This is a genomic window from Achromobacter maghribensis, from assembly GCF_057334215.1.
Map to the genome: position 1 here is coordinate 62,763 of NZ_JBHFII010000004.1, position 21,768 is coordinate 84,530.

Annotated in this window: 19 protein-coding genes; 12 read left to right on the forward strand and 7 right to left on the reverse strand. The window is 61.9% G+C overall.

Annotated elements, in window-relative coordinates; translation table 11 throughout:
* The first annotated feature begins 65 nt into the window (after positions 1-65).
* Positions 66-1,052, forward strand: a complete 987-nt coding sequence (locus ACE039_RS01045; RefSeq protein WP_485821422.1) for a Bug family tripartite tricarboxylate transporter substrate binding protein — start codon at positions 66-68, stop codon at positions 1,050-1,052.
* 52 nt (positions 1,053-1,104) lie between these two features.
* On the forward strand, positions 1,105-1,422 hold the full coding sequence (locus tag ACE039_RS01050) for an NIPSNAP family protein (protein WP_105556101.1): 318 nt from the start codon (positions 1,105-1,107) through the stop codon (positions 1,420-1,422).
* 286 nt (positions 1,423-1,708) lie between these two features.
* Here ACE039_RS01050 and ACE039_RS01055 read toward each other — a convergent pair whose 3' ends face one another.
* A complete protein-coding gene (locus ACE039_RS01055) occupies positions 1,709-2,074 on the reverse strand; it encodes a winged helix-turn-helix transcriptional regulator (RefSeq protein ID WP_105556100.1) in 366 nt (121 codons plus the stop codon).
* A 93-nt stretch (positions 2,075-2,167) separates the two neighbouring features.
* On the opposite strand from ACE039_RS01055, the gene ACE039_RS01060 reads away from it, so the two are divergent.
* The gene (locus ACE039_RS01060) at positions 2,168-2,923 is read left to right on the forward strand and encodes an NADPH-dependent F420 reductase (RefSeq protein ID WP_485821423.1); all 756 of its coding nucleotides are present in this window, start codon (positions 2,168-2,170) and stop codon (positions 2,921-2,923) included.
* 70 nt (positions 2,924-2,993) lie between these two features.
* Here the strand turns inward: ACE039_RS01060 and ACE039_RS01065 are convergent, their stop codons facing one another.
* The 3 genes from ACE039_RS01065 to ACE039_RS01075 form a co-directional block, all read right to left on the reverse strand.
* Positions 2,994-6,083, reverse strand: coding sequence for an efflux RND transporter permease subunit (locus tag ACE039_RS01065; protein WP_485821424.1), 3,090 nt, complete (start codon positions 6,081-6,083; stop codon positions 2,994-2,996).
* Positions 6,080-7,189: an efflux RND transporter periplasmic adaptor subunit gene (locus tag ACE039_RS01070; RefSeq protein ID WP_485821425.1), complete on the reverse strand. Its 1,110-nt coding sequence runs from the start codon at positions 7,187-7,189 to the stop codon at positions 6,080-6,082. Before ACE039_RS01070 ends, ACE039_RS01065 begins: the two co-directional genes overlap by 4 nt.
* 79 nt (positions 7,190-7,268) lie before the next feature.
* Positions 7,269-7,883 carry a TetR/AcrR family transcriptional regulator gene (locus ACE039_RS01075; RefSeq protein ID WP_485821426.1) on the reverse strand — a complete coding sequence of 205 codons (615 nt, stop codon included), beginning with the start codon at positions 7,881-7,883 and terminating at the stop codon, positions 7,269-7,271.
* A gap of 89 nt (positions 7,884-7,972) precedes the next feature.
* On the opposite strand from ACE039_RS01075, the gene ACE039_RS01080 reads away from it, so the two are divergent.
* From ACE039_RS01080 to ACE039_RS01100, 5 genes are all read left to right on the forward strand, one after another.
* Positions 7,973-9,433, forward strand: coding sequence for an efflux transporter outer membrane subunit (locus ACE039_RS01080; RefSeq protein WP_485821427.1), 1,461 nt, complete (start codon positions 7,973-7,975; stop codon positions 9,431-9,433).
* Positions 9,434-9,550: 117 nt separating this feature from the next.
* Positions 9,551-10,447 (forward strand): LysR family transcriptional regulator, encoded by an 897-nt coding sequence (locus tag ACE039_RS01085; RefSeq protein WP_485821428.1) that lies wholly within the window; start codon positions 9,551-9,553, stop codon positions 10,445-10,447.
* A 135-nt stretch (positions 10,448-10,582) separates the two neighbouring features.
* Entirely contained in the window at positions 10,583-11,776 is a 1,194-nt protein-coding gene (locus ACE039_RS01090; RefSeq protein WP_485821429.1) for a CaiB/BaiF CoA transferase family protein, read from the forward strand.
* Complete coding sequence (locus ACE039_RS01095; protein ID WP_485821430.1) at positions 11,773-12,720, forward strand: hydroxymethylglutaryl-CoA lyase; 948 nt, start codon at positions 11,773-11,775, stop codon at positions 12,718-12,720. Before ACE039_RS01090 ends, ACE039_RS01095 begins: the two co-directional genes overlap by 4 nt.
* 85 nt (positions 12,721-12,805) lie before the next feature.
* Positions 12,806-13,792 carry a Bug family tripartite tricarboxylate transporter substrate binding protein gene (locus tag ACE039_RS01100; protein ID WP_105556091.1) on the forward strand — a complete coding sequence of 329 codons (987 nt, stop codon included), beginning with the start codon at positions 12,806-12,808 and terminating at the stop codon, positions 13,790-13,792.
* 134 nt (positions 13,793-13,926) lie between these two features.
* On the opposite strand, the gene ACE039_RS01105 is transcribed toward ACE039_RS01100, so the two are convergent.
* The 3 genes from ACE039_RS01105 to ACE039_RS01115 all read right to left on the reverse strand — a co-directional run bounded on the left by ACE039_RS01105 (position 13,927) and on the right by ACE039_RS01115 (position 17,041).
* A complete protein-coding gene (locus ACE039_RS01105; protein ID WP_485821431.1) occupies positions 13,927-14,799 on the reverse strand; it encodes an isocitrate lyase/phosphoenolpyruvate mutase family protein in 873 nt (290 codons plus the stop codon).
* Entirely contained in the window at positions 14,792-15,955 is a 1,164-nt protein-coding gene (locus ACE039_RS01110; RefSeq protein ID WP_485821432.1) for a pyridoxal phosphate-dependent aminotransferase, read from the reverse strand. Before ACE039_RS01110 ends, ACE039_RS01105 begins: the two co-directional genes overlap by 8 nt.
* Before the next feature lie 144 nt (positions 15,956-16,099).
* Positions 16,100-17,041 (reverse strand): LysR family transcriptional regulator, encoded by a 942-nt coding sequence (locus ACE039_RS01115; protein ID WP_485821433.1) that lies wholly within the window; start codon positions 17,039-17,041, stop codon positions 16,100-16,102.
* Between the two features lie 150 nt (positions 17,042-17,191).
* On the opposite strand from ACE039_RS01115, the gene ACE039_RS01120 reads away from it, so the two are divergent.
* The 4 genes from ACE039_RS01120 to ACE039_RS01135 are packed head-to-tail and all read left to right on the forward strand — an operon-like array spanning position 17,192 to position 21,768.
* Positions 17,192-18,763 carry an ABC transporter substrate-binding protein gene (locus ACE039_RS01120; protein ID WP_485821434.1) on the forward strand — a complete coding sequence of 524 codons (1,572 nt, stop codon included), beginning with the start codon at positions 17,192-17,194 and terminating at the stop codon, positions 18,761-18,763.
* Between the two features lie 28 nt (positions 18,764-18,791).
* Entirely contained in the window at positions 18,792-19,847 is a 1,056-nt protein-coding gene (locus ACE039_RS01125; protein ID WP_485821435.1) for an ABC transporter ATP-binding protein, read from the forward strand.
* Positions 19,844-20,833 carry an ABC transporter ATP-binding protein gene (locus tag ACE039_RS01130; RefSeq protein WP_485821436.1) on the forward strand — a complete coding sequence of 330 codons (990 nt, stop codon included), beginning with the start codon at positions 19,844-19,846 and terminating at the stop codon, positions 20,831-20,833. The genes ACE039_RS01125 and ACE039_RS01130 overlap by 4 nt, the downstream gene beginning before the upstream one ends.
* Entirely contained in the window at positions 20,833-21,768 is a 936-nt protein-coding gene (locus ACE039_RS01135; RefSeq protein ID WP_485821437.1) for an ABC transporter permease, read from the forward strand. Before ACE039_RS01130 ends, ACE039_RS01135 begins: the two co-directional genes overlap by 1 nt.

The following is a 21,768-nucleotide window of genomic DNA, read 5'->3' on the forward strand; positions in this document are numbered from 1 at the left end:
CCCCCCGGCCGCAAGCACGGCGCGCGGCGCACACATAAAAAAATATCCACACCTGGAGAGAGACTATGAATACCCCCTTGCCCCCCCTGCGGCGGCTAGCCGTGGCCGCGATGCTGGCCGCCGCGACCCTGGGCACCGCATCGGCCGCCGCCGCCGACTATCCCGAGCGCCCCCTGCGCATCATCGTGCCCTTTGCCGCGGGCGGCGCCACCGACGTCATCGCGCGCACCGTGGCGCAATCCATGTCCACGCGCCTTGGCCAGCCGGTGGTGGTGGAAAACAAGGCCGGCGCCAACGGCAACATCGGCGCCGTCATGGCGGCGCGCGCCGAGCCCGACGGCTACACCCTGCTGATGGCCACGTCCAGCCATGCCATCAATTCCACGCTGTATCACAAGCTGGACTACAGCCTGACGGGCGACTTCGCGGGCCTGTCGAACCTGGCCTCGGTGCCCTTGCTGCTGGTGGTGAACCCGTCGGTGCCGGCCAAGACGCCCGAAGAGCTGGCCGCCTACGCCAAAGCCAACGGCAACCGCGTGAACTACGCCTCGGGCGGCACCGGCACGGCATCGCACCTGGCAGGCGCCCAGTTCAATTCGCTGGCCGGCGCGCAGATGACGCACGTGCCCTACAAAGGGGGCTCGCAAGCGCTCAATGACCTGATGGGCGGCCAGGTCCAGATCATGTTCGCGAACCTGCCCGAAGTGCTGTCGCAGGTACAGGCCGGCCGCCTGACGCCCATCGCCGTCACGGGCAAGCAGCGCCATGCCGCGCTGCCCAACGTGCCTGCGTTTTCTGAAACGTCCTACCCGGCCATGAACGCCCGGTCCTGGTTCGGCCTGTTCGTGCCCGCGGCCACGCCCGCGCCCGTCGTGGAAAAGCTGTCGCAGGCCATCACCCAGGGCGTGGCCGACCCCGCCGTGCAAGACAAGCTGAAAGGGCTGGGCGCCGACCCCGTCGGCGACGGCCATGCCGCGTTCCAGCAGTACGTGAACCAGGAAGTCGAACGCTGGAGCGTGCTGGTGAAACAGTCCGGCGCCACGGCCGACTGACGATCGATCCCCCTTCGCAACCCCAATCGCAACACCCCATCAAGGAAACACCATGCTTTACGACGTACGAACCTACACCTGCCGCGCCGGCACCATCAAGAAGCACCTGGCGCTCTATGCAGAGCACGGCTATGAGGTGCAAAGCCGCCACCTGGGCAAGCCGCTGGCCTACATGCAGACCGAGACAGGCGACGTCAACAGCTACATGCACATCTGGGTCTATGACAGCGCCGCCGACCGCGAAGCCAAGCGCCAGGCGCTGCAGAAGGACCCCGCCTGGGCGGGCTACCTGACCAAGAGCGCCGACGCCGGCTATCTGATCCGCCAGGAAAACCGGCTTATGACGCCGACGGCGTTCTTCCAGCCCTGAGACCCGTTCGCGGGTCACTGCCCCCAGCGCCTTTCAATACGATTGCCGCAGCCTGTCCTTCGCTTTATCTGACGGTGCAGGAAGCGCGGCAGTAGGTTTCGATGCTGTGCAAGTCGACCTCGAATCCCAAGCCAGGCGCTTCGGGTAGCGATAGAAAGCCGTTATTGATCCATCCGCCATAGGTACAAGTGGATCGAAGCGGGTTGTGGTTAACGTCCAGCTTCAAAAACCCGTGGCGATCCGGAATGGCTGGCTTTCTCGTGCAAGACGGCCCGGTTGCGGGGACTCAGGTGGTACCAAATTCGTGGCGTCTTTCTGCCCATTCGATAAGCGCCTGCATCGAGGGCCCGAGCGCGTAACCTGCCTCTGTCAGTTGATATTCCACTTTCGGAGGGACCTGAGGGAAAACCGTTCTATGCACGATTCCATCTGCCTCAAGCTGCTTTAGCTGCTGAATCAACATCTTCTGATTCACCCCATCGATAAGCCGTTCCAACTCTGAAAAGCGGATCGGTTTCTTGGCGGCAAACAGCTGGCAGAGAATGATGATCTTCCATTTCCCCTCAAGCACGCGCAAGGTTTCGGTGGTCGCCGCTGCCCACTCGCGTCGACGACTGGGGTCTTCACAGTTCCATTCGCGATCCCCGGCCATGGGAACTCCTTAGTGGGTTACTGAGGTTTTGGTAAGTACTTCCAATTCCGATAGCCACATTCTACAGTTGGCCTCTTATACGCAGGAGTTCATATGAACATCGGAATCATCGGAACCGGAAACATCGGCGGCACCCTGGCTCGCAAATTGACGGCGGCTGGGCATCAAGTTCGCGTGGCGAATTCCAAGGGCAAGGAGGACGTCGCCAAACTTGCAAAGCAGATGGGCGCCACGGCAGCGGACGTCCAGGATGCGGTGAATCAGGTAGACGCCATCATTCTTGCCATTCCCCTACCGGCGATGCAGCAGCTTCCGGCTGGCTTGTTCGATGCCGTCGCGTCCGGGGTGCCGATCATCGACACGAGCAACTACTATCCTGGCATGCGAGACGTGCGCATTGCAGACATTGACGACGGAATGCCTGAGAGCATATGGGTGTCTCAACAGATTGGCCGCCCAGTGATCAAAGCGTTCAACAATGCGCTGGCTTACACGCTGGCGAATCTGGGAAGGCCCACAGGCGCCCAGGGCCGATTGGCCATCGCGGTGGCGGGTGACGACGATCAATGTAAGCAGGTCGCGATGAACCTGGTTGACGAAGTCGGCTTTGATCCCGTCGACGCGGGTTCCCTCATGGAGTCGTGGCGACAGCAGCCGTCCACGCCTGCCTATTGTTGCGACTGGGATGCAGACGAAACGCGCGCGGCCCTTGCATCTGCCGTGAAGGGTGAAGCCGAGCAAAAGCGTGACCAGATGCCGGCAGCTTTTGCGAAGCTGGGCGCCAGTCCCGCACACGAAGCCGTCGTCGCGATGAATCGCAAAATCAATGCTCCGCATTTGGCCACTTGAGGAACGCCGTCGCCCATAGCGTTGCGGTATCGCGGGCGGGAAGCGGCAAGCCGCCATCCCGCCGCCCGCATTATGCGTGCTGAACCTCTGCGGTGTTTCTGCCCTGCTCCGGCCGAATCTTGAACCAGATCGAGTACATCGCCGGCAGGAAGACGAGTGTCATGATCGTGCCGCCCAGCGTGCCTCCGATCAAGGTATAGGCCAGCGTTCCCCAGAACACCGAGTGCGTGAGCGGAATGAAGGCCAGAATGGCCGCCAGGGCGGTGAGCAGCACCGGACGCGAGCGCTGCACCGTGGCTTCCACCACCGCGTGGAAGGGGTCCAACCCCTCGTGCTCATTGTGGTGTATCTGCCCGATCAGAATCAGCGTGTTCCGCATCAGGATGCCCGACAGAGCGATCAGACCCACCAGTGCGTTGATGCCAAACGGCTGCTGGAAAATCAGCAAGGTCGGCACCACACCGATCAGCCCAAGCGGCGCAGTGAGGAACACCATGACCATGGCCGACATCGAACGCACCTGCAGAATGATGATCAGCAGCGTCAGGGCGATCATGATCGGGAACAGCGGCAACATCGCCGTGCTGGCTTTGCCCGATTCTTCGATCGAACCCGACTGTTCAATCCGGTAACCGTCAGGGAGCTTTTCGATTACCGGCTGCAAGTCCTTGGTAATCGCGGCAGACACGTCAGGCGGCTGCAGGCCTTCGGCAATGTCGCCCCGCACGGTAATCGTGGGGGTGCGGTCCCGACGACGCAGAATGGGATCTTCCATGCGAACATCGGCTTTGCCCACCTGAGACAGCGGGATGCGCTGGCCAGCGGAACCCACCAGGGTAAAGCCTTCAATCTTGGCGGGATCGAGTCGGATATCGCCCGCTGCGCGCCCCACGACCTGGACTGAACGAATATCTTCGCGGACGGATGTGATCGGCACGCCCGTGAGCAGGAATTGCAACTGCTGGGCGACGGCAGAAGACGTCAGCCCAACCGCCTGCAAACGATCCTGATCCAGCGAGAAATGCAGTGTCGGCACCAACGGTCCCCAGTCGGTATTGACCGTGCGCATCATGGGGCTGGCTTGCATCACCTGCTGCACCTGACCGGCGATATCGCGCAACGTGGACGGATCGGGCCCCATCACACGGTAGGCCACGGGGAACGGCGAATACGGGCCGAACACGAGCTGTGAGACCCTCACACGGGCTTCCGGCGCAAGCCCATCAGCCGCGGCTTCGCGCAGGCGAAGCTTGAGCTTTTCGCGCGCCTCCTGGCTGTCGGTAAGCACGACGATCTTCGCAAACGAGGGGTCGGGCAGCTCGGGCGCCATGGCCAGATAGAAGCGCGGCGCACCCTGGCCAACATACGCCGTGACGATCAGCGCTTCTTCCTGCTTTTGCAGCCAGGCTTCGATCTTCGCCGTGGTGGCGCTTGTTTGCTCAATGGAGGTGCCATAGGGCATCTGCACCTCGACCAGCACTTCCGGACGATCAGAATTCGGAAAGAACTGCTTCTTGACCACGCCCATGCCAGCGATCGCCACCACAAATGCCGCGATGACCGTTCCAGCCACCAGCCACTTGCGGGCGATGACACGGGTCAGCACCTTGCGAAAGCGGTTATAGCGAGGCGTGTCGTAAATCGCCGCGTGCCCCCCGGCCACCTTCTTGATGTCCGGCAGCATCTTCACCCCGAGGTAGGGCGTAAAGACCACGGCGACGACCCACGAGGCGATCAGGGCAATGCCCACGATCCAGAACATGTTGCTGGTGTACTCACCCGCCGTCGACTGGGCAAAGCCGTTGGGCATGAAGCCGACTGCGGTGACCAGGGTGCCAGAGAGCATTGGCGCCGCGGTGTGGCTCCAGGCATACGCCGAGGCTCTGATGCGGTCATAGCCTTCCTCCATTTTCACGACCATCATTTCGATGGCAATGATGGCGTCGTCCACCAACAGGCCAAGCGCCAGGATCAGAGAACCCAGGGTGATTCGGTCGAAGTTCTTGCCGGTGGCCGCCATGATCACGAAGACCACCGCCAACGTCAGCGGCACCGCCGCCGCGACCACCACGCCCACTCGCCATCCCATGCTGACAAAGCACACCACCATCACCACCAGCAGGGCAACGAAGAACTTGACCATGAATTCGTCGACCGCCGAGCTGATGTTGACAGACTGGTCGGTGACCTTGGTCAGGGTCATACCCAGTGGCATGTCTTCATTGATTTTGACCGCCTCGGCATCAAGCGCCTTGCCCAGATCCAGGCCGTTCCAGCCTTCGCGCATGATGACGCCCAGCAACAGAGCTTCTTCGCCGTTATTGCGCACCAGGAACGTCGCCGGGTCTTCATACCCGCGCTGGACGGTTGCCACATCCGAAAGCTTGAGTGAGCGCCCCCCGGCTACGATGGGCGTATTGCGGATCTTTTCCAGTTTGTCGAAGGCCCCGTCAAGGCGCAGGAAAACCTGCGGCCCTTCGGTCTCGATCGAGCCGGCCGGGGTAAGGACGTTCTGACTGTTCAGTGCAGAAAAAATGTCCTGTGGCGATACGCCTAGCGTGGCAAGACGGTCATGCGAGAACGAGACGAAAATACGTTCGGCCTGCTCGCCAATGATGTTGACTTTTTTGACACCGGGCACGTGCAGAAGACGTTGACGCAGCGTTTCGGCGTCTCGCACCAACAACCGCTGCGGCTCGCCCTGGGCTTTCAGCGCGAAGAGCGCAAAGGTCACGTCCGAAAACTCGTCGTTGACCATCGGTCCGATAACACCGGCCGGCAACTTTCCCGATTCGTCGCTGAGCTTCTTGCGGGCCTGATAGAACTCCTCCTGGACTTCGGAGGGCGGCGTCTTGTCGGCAAGAGACACCATGGTGAAGGCCAAGCCGGGACGGGTGTAGGTTTCCGTTCGGTCGTACCACTTCAGCTCCTGCATGCGCTTTTCAAGCGGCTCGGCCACCTGATCCTGCATTTCCTGCGCCGTAGCGCCCGGCCAGGCTGTGATGACCGTCATCTGCTTGACCGTGAACGGCGGATCCTCCGCACGACCCAGCTGGAAGAATGCCAAGGTTCCGGCAATCGCAATCAGAAAAATGAGGAATACCGTAACCGAGCGCTCACGAACGGCAAGCGCCGAAAGATTGAAACGCCCCTCGCTCATGGACGGCCCCCGGCTACGCTGGCAACGCTCTGAGAAGCCAGCCGGACCTGCTCGCCCTCATGCAGCAGATGGGCGCCCAGCGCGACAATCTGCTCGCCGGCCTTCAGCTCGCCGGACACGCGCGCGGCATCATCACCCAGGCTCAGGACCTCGACGGATCGCCACGTCACTTTTGCCGGGTTGCCCGCAATCGCCCACACACCCGGCCCCTTGCCGGCGTTATAGATGGCCGCGAGCGGCACTTGAAGCACCGGCTTGTTGGTGGGCCCTTCGGGAATATGAAGCGTAACCGTCGCGCCCAGTGGCGCATTGGCCAGCGCACCGTCCAGTACGTAGCGCGCCTCGAACGTCCGGGTAAGGCGGTCCGCCGAGTCAGACAGCAGCCTCAGCGTTGCGGATACCGCACCGGTGTTGCGGCCATATAGCGTCGCTAGCGCGGTGGATCCAGGGGCTGGGCGCAGCGTCTCTGGCAGGTTCACGATTGCCTCTCGCTGGCCAGCCCGCGCCAGTCGAACCACTGGTTGCCCCGGGCTGACGACCTGCCCCGGCTCCGCCAATGTCTCCATGACCACACCATCGACGTCGGCCAACAGCACGGCGTAGCCCGAGGCATTGCGGGCCACATTGGCCTGTGCCACCGAAGCGCTCAACTGCGCCCTGGCCGAGTCGGCGGCTGCCTTGATCTGGTCATACGCGGATGCCGACACGGCGCCGGCCGCGACCAGGTCTCGATAGCGCGCCTCGTCATCGGCGGTTTGCTTGGCTCGCGCCCGCGCGGCCGTCACTGCCTCTTGCTGCGCGCGCGCCTGAAGGCCAAGGTCAATGGGATCCAGGCGCATCAGCGGCTCACCGCGCTTGACGGTCTGTCCGGTATCGACCAGCCGCTCAAGGATCTTGCCCGATACGCGGAACCCCAAGTCGCTCTGCACGCGGGCCGCGACAGTGCCGGTGAACGAACGGGAAGTATCGGAAGAATGTTGGACCGCTGCCGATCTCACGAGCGGCGCGTGCGTGCGCGGATCGTCGGCCTTGGACGGCTCGCCACACGCCGTCAAGACGAAAGGCAGCAAGCAAACGGCAATGGTGGCAGGTCGTAGCCGAAGCATGGGTTCCCTTACTTAAATGAATAGAACAGGAACCGCATTCTGCGACTAGTGACTACTAAAGTCAACGGTCACTACAAACCTAGGGCGACAGGCTCCGCAGGATGAGCGCTGACAGTTGCACTGCCGACTCCGTCGCCATGTCGAGGTTGTACTGAAGCTGTACAGGATTGATGTAAGGCCGCATGACCAGATAGATGGCGTTGGACGCTTCGTCCAGCGGTGTCTTACGCTCAAATTCGCCCGATTCGCGTCCCTCCAGAAGGATGTTCTGGATCACCTGACGCAAATGTGCCTCCAGCGCGCGTACGGCAGGCCATTGATCGCGTGCGGCAACGGCGGCAATGTCATAGAGCTTGCGATCATGGAAGAAAAGATCACTACCGGTCTCGGTCAGCGCGCGGAACAGGCGACGCAATCGCTCTGACGCGGTGGGCGAATCAGCGACTACCGAGTCAACGACCTGCATGATGATCGCAAGACGGTTCGAGCAAATCACCTCGCCGATGGCCTGCTTGGAGTCGAAGAATTTATAGATGTAAGCCTTGGAGAAGCCGATCGCCTTGGCCAGATCCGACACCGTGGTCTTCTCATAGCCGTAGTGGCTGAAATGCTCGGTCGCCGCGTCGACGATCTGGTCGCGCACGTTGTGCTCCGACGGCCCACGCGAGGGCGTTGTAGTACTGTTTTCAGTCATTTACTTAGCTTAGCCTGAAGAACTTTGATTGACAACGAGTGACCATACGGTAATATCGTCACCTCTTAGTGCTCATTCAAGGATCTCCCATGCTTTCCCCTCGCTCTCTCGCTCTGGTGATGAGCGCCTGCCTGATGACGGGTTGTGCGGTGGGGCCGGATTATCACCGGCCGGATGCTCCGCTTTCAGAGCACTACATGGGCAAGCAGGCCGTCGAACAACGGACGGCGGCTACCCCTGCCAGCCTTGCGATCTGGTGGGAGGGCTTTGGAGACCCGGTACTGAGTCACTTCGTCACAAGGGCGCTCGAGCAAAACCTGGATCTTGCCCAGGCCTTGGCCAGGGTGACTCAGGCGCGCGCCGGACTCGGCGCCGCGACAGCCGCATTATTGCCTACCGGCAACATCAATGGCCAGGCGGGACGTGCGTATCAGTCTATTGAAACGCCGCTCGGTCAGGTGCTGAACTCCACCCCGGATTTCGACCGGTACGGCAACTCATATGAGGCCAACCTGGGTGCGAGCTGGGAATTGGACGTGTTTGGCGGGTTGCGCCGCGAACGCCAGGCTGCACTCGCCGAATACCAGGCGTCCGAGGCAGGCGCTGCGGCCACACGACTGGCCGTCGCCGCGCAGACCGCCGACATTTACATCACCATCCGCGGATTGCAGGCACGCCTGGACATTGCAAACCACCAGGTAAAGACGCAACGGGGGTTGCTGGAGAAGGTTCAGTTGCTACACAACAAGGGCCTTGCCGCCGAATACCAGGTTCGGCAGACCGAGGGCTCGCTCGCCCAGGTGCAGGCAACGGTTCCCGTGCTCCAGACCGGCCTGGATGCCGCGATGAATGCACTGGACGTCATGCTAGGCACCCCGCCCGGCACCCACCGCACGGAACTGACAGCCACCGGAGCTATCCCGAAGGCACCGCAGATCACCTCCGCAGGTACGCCTGCGGACCTGTTACGCCGTCGACCCGATCTCATCGTGGCAGAACGTCGCCTTGCCGCATCCAATGCGCGCATTGGCGTGGCTATCGCCGAGTACTACCCGAAATTCTCCCTGGATGCCTTGCTGGGTAGCGCCACCTCCATTTCCAGCGGCAACCTGTTCACAAGCGGCGCCAGCCAGTCGGCCGCAGTTCTGGGCCTGCGGTGGCGGCTTTTCGACTTCGGCCGCATCAATGCGCAGATCGATCAAGCGAAGGGACAGGAAGCAGAAGCGCTCGCGGCCTACCGCCAGTCCGTGCTGCGCGCCGCCGAAGACGTCGAGAACGCGTTCTCGGCCCTGGTCAACCGGGAGACGCAAGCCACGACGCTTACCGGTGGCGAGGACTCGTTGACGCGTGCGCGTCAGTCGTCATTCATGGCCTACGAGAAAGGTACGGCCAGCCTGATCGATGTCCTGCATGCGGACGAAACCCTGCTGCAGGCCTCGGATGCCAGGGCGCAGGCGCAGACCGAGTCGGCACGGGCAGCCATTTCGGTGTTCAAGGCGCTTGGCGGCGGCTGGCTGCCCCCTCGGTTCGAGTCCGTGGCGGTTCGATGACCTGGCGCTTGCGCGCATCGGGGGCAAAGGGAGAAATTCGGACATAATTATTGAATTGGCGACGCGGTCATAGCAGTCAGCCCCACCGCCTTGGCATACTCCGCGCCGAATTTCTCCATGAACCTTGCTCGCATCGACCTCGTCACCCTTGCCCTGTTTGTTTCCGTTGCGCGCCAGGGCAGCATCTCGGCCGGCGCACGCCAATCGCATCTGGCGGTTGGGGCGGCCAGCAAACGCATTTCGGACCTGGAGGCCGCCCTGGGCACCGCGCTGCTGTACCGCAACGCGGCCGGGGTGGAGCTGACCGACGCCGGCCAAGCCTGCCTGGTCCACGCGCTTCGCGTGTTGCAGGAAATAGAGCAGATGACGGGCGCGCTGTCGGACTTCGCCCAAGGCGTGCGCGGCCAGGTGCGCATCGCCGCCAATACCTCGTCCCTGACGCAGTTTCTGCCCGAAGACCTGGCCGCCTTCATGGATGGCCATCCGGCCGTGCGCATCGACCTGGAAGAGCAGAACAGCAGCGACATCGTCACCGCCGTGCTTGAAAACCGCGCGGATATTGGCGTATTCGCCGACCGCACGCCGGCCGACGGCTTGTCGACCTTTCCCTATCGGCTGGATGAACTGGTGCTGATCGTGCCGCAGCGCCATCCGTTGGCCGCCGAGGCGCAGGTGGCGTTTGCGGACACGTTGGCCTACGACTACGTCGGCCTGCCCCCGGCCACGTCGCTGGCGACCCGCCTGTCCGACGAAAGCGACCGTCTGGGCCGGGCGATGCGCTTGCGCATCCAGGTGCGCAGCTTTGACGCCATCTGCCGCATGGTGGCGGCGACCCGTGGCGTGGGCATCCTGCCGCGCATCGCCGCCGAGCCGCATGCGCGGTCGATGCCGATCAAACTTATCCCCCTGACCGACGAATGGGCGCGCCGCTGGCTGCTGCTGGGCGTGCGCGATGCCGACACGCTGACCGTTGGCGCCCGCCTGCTGCTGGCGCATCTGCGCGGCGATCACTGAGGCGATTGCCGCTGCGGGTTTGCCCGGGGGTTTCTCGTTCCAGGAACCCCCCTTTCCCCGATTTTCCATTCCGCCACGCGCCGCTTTGCGGGCACACTGCCGCCTATCAATATCGAGTGTCGCCAAGGAGGCGTAATGGCTGGGCAGATTCTTGCTGGCATCCGCGTGCTGGAGCTGGGTCAACTGATAGCAGGGCCGTTCGCCGCCAAGACCCTGGCGGATTTTGGCGCGCAGGTCATCAAGATCGAGCCCCCCGGACAAGGCGACCCGCTGCGCAAATGGCGTTTGCTGCACGAAGGCACGTCCGTGTGGTGGGAAGCGCAGTCGCGCAACAAGCAGTCGGTGTGCGTGGACCTGCGCCAGCAGGAAGGCCAGGACATCGTGCGCCTCCTGGCGCAACAGGCCGACGTGCTGATCGAGAACTTCCGCCCCGGCACCCTGGAGAAATGGGGGTTGTCGTGGGAAAGCCTGCATGAACTGAACCCGCGCCTGATCATGCTGCGCATCTCGGGGTACGGCCAGACCGGTCCCAAGGCGCGCGAACCCGGCTTTGCCGCCATCGGCGAGGCCATGGCCGGGCTGCGCTACCTGAACGGCGAACCGGGCCGCGCGCCGGTGCGGGCGGGCTTGTCGTTGGGCGACACCATCGCGGGCCTGCATGGCGCGCTGGGCGTGATGATGGCGCTGTACCAGCGCGACGCACGTGGCGGCGTGGGCCAGGTGATCGACGCGGCGCTATACGAAAGCCTGTTCAACCTTAGCGAAAGCCTGTTGCCCGAATATTCCGTTTTCGGCGCCGTACGCGAGCCGGCCGGCGCCGCGTTGCCGGGCATTGCGCCGTCCAATGCCTATCCCTGCCAGGACGGCTACGTGCTCATCGCCGGCAATGGCGACGCCATCTACACCCGCCTGATGGCACGCATTGGCCGCGACGACCTGGGCCAAGACCCGGCCTTGGCGCACAACGACGGCCGCGCCCGGCGCGTCGTGGAAATCGATGCCGCCATCGGCGCGTGGACACAGACCCGGCTTATCGACGACGTGTTGGCCGCGATGCGCGAAGCCGACGTGCCGGCGGGCCGCATCTATTCCGTGGCGGATATCGCCGCCGACCCGCACTACCGGGCCCGCAACGCCATCACCACCGTGGCATCCGCCGCCGGCGTGCAAGTGGAAATGCCGGCGGTCTTTCCGTATCTGTCCGCCAATCCCGGCACGGTGCGCGAACGCGCCCCCACGCTGGGCGAACACACCGACGCCGTGCTGGCGCAGGCGGGCTTGTCGAACGAACAACGCGACGCGCTGCGCGCCAAGGGAGTGATTGCATGAACGCCGGCCCCGCCAAGATCGAGATCAACGAAGTCGGCCCCCGCGACGGCCTGCAAATTGAAAAGGCCCTGGTCGCCACCGACGACAAGGTCGCCTTCGTGGACGCCTTGTCCGACTGCGGCTTTGCGCGCATCGAAGTCACCAGTTTCACGTCGCCCAAGGCCATCCCCGCGCTGGCCGACGCAACGGACGTGATGCGCCGCATCCGCCGCCGTCCGGGCGTGATCTATACCGCGCTGGTGCCCAACATCCGCGGGCTGGAACGCGCGCTGGAAGCCGGCACCGACGAGATGAACCTGGTCATGTCGTGCAGCGAGACGCATAACCGCGCCAACCTGCGCATGACGCGCGAGCAGTCATATGCGGAACTGTCGCAGGTGCTGGCTGCCGCTGGCCGCAGCGGCACGCCGTGCAACGTGTCACTGTCCACCGCCTTCGGCTGTCCGTTTGACGGCGACGTGGACGTGAACCAGGTGCTGGACCTGGCCGCGCAGCTGGCGGACGCAGGCGCCACCGGCATCACGCTGTGCGACACCACCGGCATGGCGTTCCCGACGCAAGTGGCCGCGTTGTGTGAACAGGCGTCCGCGCGCCTGCCCGGCGTGGCGCTGACCGTGCACCTGCACAATACGCGCGGCATGGCGCTGGCCAATGCGATGGCCGCCTGGCAAACCGGCATCACCCGCTTCGACGCGGCGGCCGGCGGCCTGGGCGGATGCCCTTACGCGCCCGGCGCCAGCGGCAACGTCAACACCGAAGAACTCGTGCACATGTTCGCCTGCATGGGCGTGGACACCGGCGTGTCGCTTGCGCCTTTGCTGGCCATTGTTCGCGGCCTGCCCGCGCTGGTGCAGCGCGATCTGAGCAACGCCTTGCTGCAAGCGGGGCCACGCCTGGCGACCCACGCCGCACCCGCCTGGCTGGCCGAGAGATTTCCGCAATAGCAGCGATGTAGTGCGCTACCAATGTAGCGCAGCCGTTTTATCCGTTTGTTTTGACCACACCTATAAAAACCCAAGGAGACATCCCATGGCATTCCCAAGCCTGCCCACCATCCTGCGCGCCGGTATCGCCGCCGCGCTGACCATCGGCGCCAGCGCCGCCAGCGCGCAAGCGGACTTTCCCAACCGCCCTGTCACGCTGATCGTGTCCGCCGCGCCCGGCGGCACCACCGACATTGCCGCTCGCCTGATCGCCCAGCCCCTGGGCGCGGCGCTTGGCCAGAGCGTCGTGGTCGAGAACAAGCCGGGCGCCTCCGGCGGCATCGCCGCGCAGGCGGTGGCCCGCGCCAAGCCCGACGGCTATACGCTGCTGCTGCAATACTCCGGTTTCCAGGTCATCACGCCCCACGTGACGCCCGCCGCCGGCTGGGACCCCATCAAGGACTTCGCCCCCGTCGCCAACGTGCTGTCGGCGCCGCAAGTCGTGGTGGTGCGTCCCGACCTGCCCATCAATTCGCTGAAGGAACTGGTGGCGTACGCCAAGGCCAACCCGGGCAAGCTGAACTACGCATCGTCCGGCAACGGCTCGCTGCAACAGGTGGCCACCGAACTGCTGAACCAGATGGCCGGCACGCAGATCACGCATATCCCCTACAAGGGCACCGGCCCCGCGTTGAATGACCTGCTGGGCGGCGCCGTGGACATGACCATCACCACGCCACCGCCGCTGCTGGGCCAGATCGCCGCCGGCAAGCTGCGGGCGCTGGCCGTCACGGGCAACGCCCGCCTGCCGTCCCTGCCGAACGTACCGACCGCCGCCGAAGCCGGCTATCCCGACCTGATCGTGTCGTCGTGGTTCGCCATGTACGCGCCCAAGGACACGCCCGCGCCGGTCGTGGACAAGATCGCTGGTGAAATCCAGAAGATCATGAAAACCGACGCCTTCCGTCAGAAGGCCGCCGAACAAGGCGCCGAAGCCATCTTCATGGGGCCTAAGGAATTGGGGGCCTATACGCAATCGGAATTGGACCGTTGGGGCAAGGTGGTCAAGGCCGCCAACATCACGGCCAACTGATCGCAGGTTTCCGTCCTGGAAGGGAAAGGCAGGTCTTCCCAAAGCTGGACGGTCGGGCGCTGAAGCGCGAAGGCCTGGGTCCGGTATTGCACTGGACCAAGGCCACATAGGCTGCCCGCAAGGCGTAACGTTTCTCAGCGCAAAAAACGTGACTCGTTGAGCTTTGCGGTTTCCATATCTTGCAGCCGGAAGACCTCCTCCACCGGAACGATATCGGCATGTACGTTCTGGACTCCACCATCGGCGATCACTCGACGGAAAACGTCTTGCATTGCGCTCGTGCAAGCGCGAATTCCATAATTTCCGTATATGACCATCCTGATATTGGCCAGCGCCCGAATGCGCGATGCCGATAGCTCGGGATAGGCGTTCGGTACGATGGTGAGCGGCACGTCGCCTTTCCACGCACGCGCGAAACTCTCGATTTCCGAGGGATCTTTCTTCTTGGAGTGAATCAGGATCATGTCGGCGCCAGCCTCCGCATATGCTCGTGCGCGGGCGATGGCCTCTTGTTCGCCCAGGCCCGCTATCAATGCCTCCGTTCTGGCGATGACCAGAAAATCCGGGTCATGACGGGCACTTACCGCAGCTTCGATTTTTCCCTGAAACTCTTCGGTGCGCAGCAACTCTTGCCGGCCCCCCGGCGCCAGACTGGTCACCTTGGGAAAGGTCTTGTCTTCGATCACAACAGCGCTGGCCCCGGCCCGCTCATATTCCTTGATCGCATGCAGGGTGTTGATCGCATTGCCGTAGCCCGTATCGATATCGGCAACAATGGGCAAGGTGGACCGTCCCGCAATGGCACGCAGCATATCGAGATGTTGCGTCATTGAGACCAGACTCATATCCGGAAGCCCATATAGCGCCGAAAGCTCGAAGCCCGACGCCCACAGTCCGTCAAAACCCGCCTCTTCGGCCAATATCGCCGACAGAGGGCTATGGGTGGCCATGATGTGAACCAGGCCGCGTTCAGCCATGCGATCACGCAGGATTTTTGCTTTACTCAACGGTAACCTCGCTTGAAAGAGCATGGCACGCAGCAATGAGCCGGGCGCAAGCTTGCTCCAGCTCCGACAGTGCGGCGGCGAAGGAAATTCGGATGTAGGGTGATGCCATGAAACCACTACCAGGCACAACGGCCACCCCAAAGTCCTCCAACAGGTACATGGCAAAGTCCATGTCACTATCGATTTTCTTTCCCTCTGCGGTCGTCGTGCCAATGACCCCGGCACAAGAAACGAAAATATAGAATGCGCCGTCCGGTACGCTGCAGCTCAGGCCAGGGGCCTGGTTGATTTGACCGATGACGAAATCCCGTCGTTTTCGGAAGGCATCGACGAACTCGGCAATATAGGATTGGTCGCCCTCGAGTGCCTCGATGGCCGCGTACTGCGAGACTGAACTCGTGTGCGACGACGTTTGGCTTTCGATAGTATTCATTGCCTTAATGAGTGCTTGCGGACCCGCGCCGTAGCCCAGCCGCCACCCGGTCATCGCGGCAGATTTGGAAACACCGTTGACGACCAACGTTCGCGAGCAAAGGTCCGGGGCAACCTCAGCCATTGTGGAAAATGGCACGTCGTAGACCAGTTTTTCGTAGATATCGTCTGCCAGGACGTGTACATGGGAATGCCGGCGCAAGACCTCGGCAAGCGCCATCAATTCAACTTCGGAATAAACAGCCCCGGTGGGATTGTTTGGTGAGTTGAGCATCAGCCATTTGGTGCGCGGGGTAATCGCAGCCTCAAGATCCGCCGGCCGCAATTTAAAACCGTCCCTCTCATGACAGACGACCAGAACAGGCTCACCGCCGGCCAGCCTTACCATGTCCGGATAGGACACCCAGCAAGGCGTCGGGATAATCACCTCATCAGAGGGATCGAGACTGGCGAAAAGCGCATTGAAAACGATCTGTTTGGCGCCGCAACCGACCGTGATCTGATCGATGTCGTATTCCAAGTGGTTGTCGCGGCGGAGCTTGGCGCGAATGGCCTCCCGCAGCCCTTTGACGCCAGCCACCGGTGTGTACCGCGTCTTCCCTTGCTGGATGGCTGCAATGCCCGCATCGCGGATCGCTTCAGGCGTGTCGAAGTCAGGCTCGCCTTGGCTCAGGGTGATGATATCGGCTCCCCGCTCACGTAAAGCAGTAGCCTTGGAAGTCATGACTTTGGTTTGAGAAGGACGGATAGCGTCCAATCTTTTGGCAAGTAGCGGCACGGGTGACCCTCAGTGAGTGAAAAGTTGCCGCCAAAGCCTAAAGGAGCCTCCGCCTACCGCCTAGTTTTTACATCGCACAAAGCGAATCTATCAATCGCTTTTTGAGATGGTTTTCGGGAAATTAGAATTTTCGGCGGACACCCCGCCCTTGGCACGACACAGCCGCGCAAGCCAACGACAGAACGCTCGAGCAAGATCCGGATTGGCGCTGCGGTCCACCGCGTAGGCTCGATAGTCTCGGCCACTGGGAACTCGCGATCCGGGCAGGACTTCCAGCAACCCCTGCTCAACAAGGTCGGCCACGACAATATACGGACCGACCAGCAACACTTGGCCGGTGGTCACGGCAGGCAGCGCCAGATAATGATGGTCGTAACGAGCGCCCGATATCACGTCCGATGTGCTTAAACCGATTCCGCGCAACCACGCAGGCAGAATGTCCGGCCGGGAATTGACCGCCAAAACCGGCGTCGTCCGCAGGGCATCCAGGCCACGGCCTGCGACACATTCCGGCGCACCGACGCAAACCAGTTGCTCGTTGTAGAAGTCCCAACGATCGGCAGGCTCGGTCAACGTTAAATCCCGGGTCAGCAATACATCGAAACTGTCGGTGGAAGTCGGAGCAGACAAAGAGCTGATGACATCGACGGTCACTCCATTCATCTCTTTGGAAAACTCTGCCAGGTTCGGAATCAAAACCGTATAGGCAAACGTGGAAAGAGAGGTTCTGACCACGAGGCGATTGCTGTGGATCCCATCATGGCGCCTGAGCCTTCGGGCGGTGAAGAGGATCGTGTCCAGCGGCTCGGCGACTGCTTCGGCAAAAAGCCGCCCGAAGTCGGTAAGCTGGCTATGGCGCCCGCGCCGCTCCAGGAGTTGCGCGCCCAGATAGCCCTCCAGCACGGCCAGGTGGCGGCTCGCGGCGCTCTGGGTGATGCCAAGGGTCTTGGCTGCCCGCGTAACACTGCTGTCCCGGGCGATCTGCACAAAGACTTTGACGGCATTTAGCGAAAGGTCTTTTTCCTCGGCCACGCGCGCCCCCTTCTATTTCCCATGCATTCAGAATTGCGAATTCTACATCTACTTTTGCGATGAATGTCATCTGAGTGAAGTACGCCAGATCAATAGTGGCGGCTATCGCGGGAGCAATGTCGCACCCCGTCCATCCAACTGGGATCTCCCATGCAGAACACTTCACTCACCAGACGCAATTTCATGGCGGCGGGAGCTGCCGGCTGCCTGATGACCATGATCGGACCACGCTTTGCCGTTGCTCAGACCACTCAACGTCGTGTACTCAGGGTCGGAACGAGTGGCTTCCCAGCGATCATCGAGCCCGTGCTTTCCGTGGCTACAGCCACTCGCCGCCTTGCGCCACAATTGTTCGATACGCTAATCGGATTCGAACAGACCGAGAGCATGGCTCTGCGCCCCGCACTCGCCGAACGTTGGGAACGACTTGACGGCGCGGCCCTTCGCCTATTCCTGCGTCAAGGCGTGTTGTTCCATGACGGCACCCCGTTCACGGCAGCGGACGTGGCCTTTTCGCTGAGCCCTCGGCACTTGCTGGGGCCCAATATGTCCGGAAGGTCTTCAGCCATGCAGACGCTGGACATGATCGACCGAGTCGAAGTGATCAACGACCATACGGTGATCATACGTGCCAAAGGCGATGACGCGCTACTTGAAAAACGTCTTGCGTCGTGGTGTTCGGAGATCGTCAGCAAGCGGGCTTTTGACGCCGCGGGCTCATGGGAAAAATGGTCGGCCGCCCCAGTTGGCACGGGCCCCTACAAGCTTGTGCGGCAAACCCTCGACGTTGAGGTCGTGCTCACGGCTCACGATCGATATTGGGGCGGCACGCCGCCATTCGCGGGCATTGAATTCAAGATCATTCCGGAACTCGCATCGCGGGTCAACGCGCTCGCTGCCGGCGAAATCGATCTGATCACTGACCTTGCACCCGATTCGTTCGCCGAAATAGCCAAACGCCCTGCCCTGGAAGTCACCGGCGGGGCGGTCCAGAACATACGGTATCTGGCTATAGATCAAACCGATCCCGTTCTATCCAAGGTTGGTGTTCGTCGCGCGCTCAGCCTGGCCCTGGACCGCAAATCGATTGTCGAAGCCTTATGGCAAAACAAACTTCCCGTTCCGAACGGCTACCAGTTTCCGAGCTACGGCGATGGCTATCTCGAAGACTATCCCGAGCTTGCCTACGATCCCGACTTGGCTCGCAAGTTGCTCAAGGAAGCGGGCTACAAGGGCGAAGTCATCACTTATAAATTGCTCAACGACTATTACCCCAATCAAGTCGCCAGCGCACAGATCATGATCGAAATGTGGCGCGCGGTCGGCCTAAAGGTCAAGATCCAGATGATGGAGAACTTCGCGCAAATCCAGACCAAACCGGTTCACGCGATCTACGACAGTTCCTCCACCGCCATCTTCCCCGATCACCTCGCACATGCTTGGCGCGAGTTCGGCCCTCAGGGAACGATGCCCCAGGTTGGCATCTGGAAGAACGAAGAGTATTTCAACCTCGGCGCGAAGCTCAAGACCACATCGGACCCTCAAGCGCGGCGTCCGATCATTCGCAGGATGCTCGACATCATCACAACCGAAGATCCCCCGTGCGTCGTACTGAACGGCTCCGGGCAGTTTTACGGTAAGCGCAAAGACGTCGCCTGGAAGGCAGGCCAGACCCTGGATCTGAATTTCGGCCCCTTCAATGCCGCCTATGCACGCGGCTAAGGCGGCACCAATCGGACGAGGAGACCCCATGCTCTTGAACTTCCCCGGGTCGCGTACAGGCGAAGAACAGAACCACGCGATGAGGCCCACATCACAGCAACCCCTGCTGGAGATCAGGAACCTGTCCGTAGCGTTTGACGGGATAAAGATCATTCACGGCCTGGACCTGGCCGTTGCACACGGGGAAGCGCTGGGCATGGTCGGGGAATCTGGCAGCGGCAAATCGGTCACCTGGCTTGCTGCGCTCGGCCTGCTTCCCGCAAAGGCGAAAATCTCCGGAAGCGTATTGCTCGACAAGGAACAACTGATCGGCGCCAAACCACCGGCCATGGACCAGATTCGCGGTCGGCGTATTGCTCTTATCTCCCAAGACCCCGCTAGTGCGCTTAACCCGGTCATACGGATAGGCCGCCAGATTATCGAAGTACTAGGGCTGCATCGGGGCTTGCACGGCGCCAGCGCACGTGCCGAGGCTAAGCGTCTGCTGGATCTCGTCGGCCTGCCGGACTCGGCATCCCGCCTGAACAGCTATCCCCACGAACTGTCCGGCGGACAAAACCAGCGGGTGATGATTGCCATGGCACTGGCCGGCGCCCCCGAGCTGCTGATCGCGGATGAACCCACGACCGCGCTGGACGTCACCATCCAGGCGCAGATCCTGGATCTACTTGCGACCATACGCCGAGAAACCGGCATGGCGATGGTACTGATCAGCCATGACCTGGGCGTCATTTCCGAGACATGCGGCAGAGTGGTTGTGATGTATAGCGGCAAGGTAGTGGAAGACGCCCCCTCGTCTCTTCTGTTTCAGGCGCCCTTTCATCCGTACACCCGTGGGCTGCTGGCGGCAATACCCCCATTCATCGGGACGCGAAAACGCCTCGAGACCATTGAAGGACAGGTACCGAATCCGGCGAACTTGCCGAACGGCTGTGCCTTTTCGCCCCGCTGTCCTCTGCGACAGTCGCTATGCGACCAAACGCCGCCGGCACTCGCACCAGTAGCCCAGAAGCGATTCGTCGCCTGCATCGAAGTGGGCTCCGAAACAGCCCCGATCCACGCACTCAGACGCGCACAGGCATGAACACCAATATTCTCGAACTGAATAGCGTATCGCGCCGCTATGCAAGCAGGAACGGCATCCTCGGGCACAAGACGATGGTCCATGCCGTTGAGGATGTATCCCTTACCGTTCCGTACGGTACAACCGTTGGCCTGGTCGGTGAATCCGGATCGGGAAAGTCAACAACCGGGCGCCTGGCGCTGGGTTTCGAACGGTCGGACGGCGGGGAAGTCCTAGTCCACGGCAAGCCGCTACCCTCGGTCGGCAGCAGGGCCTGGCGAAAGATGCGGGCCGACATGCAAATGATCTATCAGGATCCGCTGGCAGCGTTGGACCGCAGGATACCCATCACGGAACAGGTAACCGAGCCCTTGGATATCCACAACATCGGCACGCCCTCCACCCGCCATGACACTGTGCTTTCCATGCTGGACGCCGTTGGCCTCAGTGCCGACCATGGACGTCGCTATCCGCATGAACTATCGGGCGGGCAACGCCAGCGCGCCGTGCTTGCCCGGGCGCTTATCACGCAGCCCAAGCTGCTGGTCTGCGACGAGCCTGTGTCCGCACTGGATGTGTCCATTCAAGCGCAAGTGGTCAATTTGCTCGTCGACCTGCAAGCGCGCCTGGACCTCAGCATTCTATTCATCAGCCACGACCTTCGTATCGTGCGGCACGTCAGCGACCAGATCGCCGTCATGTATCTAGGCCGAGTCGTTGAGCAGGGCGAAACGGACCGCGTCCTGTACACGCCTGCCCATCCCTACACGCAGGCGCTTGTCTCGGCGGTACCGGCTCCTGGTTTTCACCGTAAACGGATCTTGCTGAAAGGCGAACCCCCTAGTCCCACCGCGCGTCCGCCGGGCTGTGCCTTTCACCCGCGTTGCCCCAAAGCTCAGGCTCGATGCTCGGTCGAGCGTCCAGCGATGCAGCAGATTGCCGACGGCCACTATGCGGCCTGCCATTTCCCGCTCGGTGACGCGCGCTCGCAAGAGGATGTTTCCTGATGCTCCGCTTCATCTTCGTTCGTCTGATACGCGCAGCGGCGACCGTGCTGTTCGTCATGACCTTCGCCTTTGTCATATTGCGGCTCTCGGGCGACCCTGCTCTCGCCATTCTAGGAGAGGACGCCTCACAAGCAGCGCTGGCGGCATTCCGCCGCGCCTGGGGCCTGAATGAACCGATATGGCTGCAGTACTTGCACTACCTCTCTTCCATATTCCAAGGGCAGCTGGGACAGTCCATGCGCAGCGGCGAGTCCGTTGCAGACATTATCCTAAGCCGAATTCCGGCAACACTCACATTGACGTTGCCGGCCCTCGTGCTGAAGATCGGCATCGGTTTACCGTTGGGTGTATTTGCCGCACTGCATCGTGACAGCGCGACAGATAGAGCGGTTATGGCGGGAGCCGTCGCCGGCTTCACCATACCTAGCTTCGTGCTAGGCCTTGTCTTGGTGCAAGTGTTTTCCATCATGCTGGGATGGCTGCCGACCGGTGGCTCCGGCAGCCTGCGGCACATGCTTCTACCAGTGTTCACCCTGGGCATAGGGGGCGCTGCGATCTTGGCCCGCTTCGTGCGAAGCGCGATGCTGGAAGTGCTGGGCCAGCAATACATCCGTACGGCTAGCGCGAAAGGCGTGCCGTGGACAGCCGTCGTCCGCAACCACGCCTTGCCCAATGCAGCCATACCAACGGTGACCATCATTGGATTCATGGTGGGCAACCTGCTTGCAGGATCGGTCGTGGTAGAGAGCGTGTTTTCGTGGCCTGGCATTGGCAACCTGCTGGTCGTCTCCGTCATGAGCAGAGACCTTGCTGTCGTGCAGTGCATTCTTTTTCTCGTCGCAGTCACCATGGTCGCCTCCAACCTTGCCGTGGACTTCCTCTACGGCACTCTGGATCCGCGCCTGCGCAACGCAACCAAATCGGCAAAGCACTGA